The sequence below is a fragment of the Fictibacillus sp. Mic-4 genome (assembly GCF_049843615.1).
Taxonomy (GTDB): domain Bacteria; phylum Bacillota; class Bacilli; order Bacillales; family Fictibacillaceae; genus Fictibacillus_A; species Fictibacillus_A gelatini.
The window spans coordinates 1-1,016 of record NZ_JBBHZM010000108.1; the positions used below are offsets into that span (position 1 = coordinate 1).

A 1,016-nucleotide genomic window follows, 5' to 3' on the forward strand; every position below is an offset into this window, starting at 1 on the left:
CTATCCTGAAAATAAATTATGGTCCGTGCAGGATCTCTCGTAAAAAAGGCAACACCAAACTAACCCGGTTAAATTCCACAAAATGGAACCCAGGCTGTTGTTATATTAGGTTAACGTTCTTTTATGCGACGGTCTCTATGGTAACCTTGTATCCGAGAGACTCTAGTTTCTTAATGGATTGTTTAATTACTGCATCTTTTTTATGTTCCTCGTAATAAGATGCCCCCAATTCGATATACGGTTGTTTTCTTGTTAAGATGTGGAATGAAATGGTCAGTATACTATGAGCTACGGCAACTGCAGCCCGGTTTGCGCCACGTCTTGCGGCTATGCGATGATATTGGCTTGATAGATAGGTGTTCTTTGTTCTCGCTGCTGCTCGTGCGGCTTCAACAAGAGCACTTCGAAGTTTTTTGTTCCCTTTTCGCGTTCGACCTGATTTACGTTTACCTGCGCTTTCATTGTTACCTGGAGCTAATCCTGCCCATGAACATAATTTTGCAGCGGTGCCAAACTGGTTCCCTACATCTGTCCCAATTTCAGCTATCATTTGTTCAGCTGTACGCCAGCCGACTCCGGGAATCGTATCCAACAGCTCCAGGTCTTTCTCAAAAGGGCGCATTCGTTCCTTAACTTCCGCATCGAGTTCTTCAATTTCTTTATCAAGAAAATCAATATGTCGTAATTGTGTTTCCAATAACTTCTTCTGATGAGGACCCATCAAGCCTTTTAACGCACGCTTTAACTCTTCTTTTTTGTTTTTTAATCGACGTTGCGCTAATTCAGATAAAACTTCCGGATCTTCTTCGCCGGCAATCATCGCTTCAATCATCGCACGACCGGATTTCCCTAGAACATCGCGTGCCACGGAAGACAACTTGATATTCGCTCCTTCAAGAACCTTCTGAATACGATTGACTTCCCGTGCCCGTTCTTCAATGAGACTTCGGCGGTAACGAATGAGTTCCCGTAATTCACGTTGATCACGCGAAGGGATATAACTACCTTCAAGTAGC

1 protein-coding gene is annotated in these 1,016 nt (G+C 43.6%); it reads right to left on the minus strand.

The window, feature by feature from the left end; genetic code table 11:
• Positions 1-121 precede the first annotated feature (121 nt).
• On the minus strand, positions 122-1,016 hold an 895-nt coding region (locus WD019_RS21655), incomplete at its 5' end, for an IS110 family transposase (protein ID WP_425712812.1).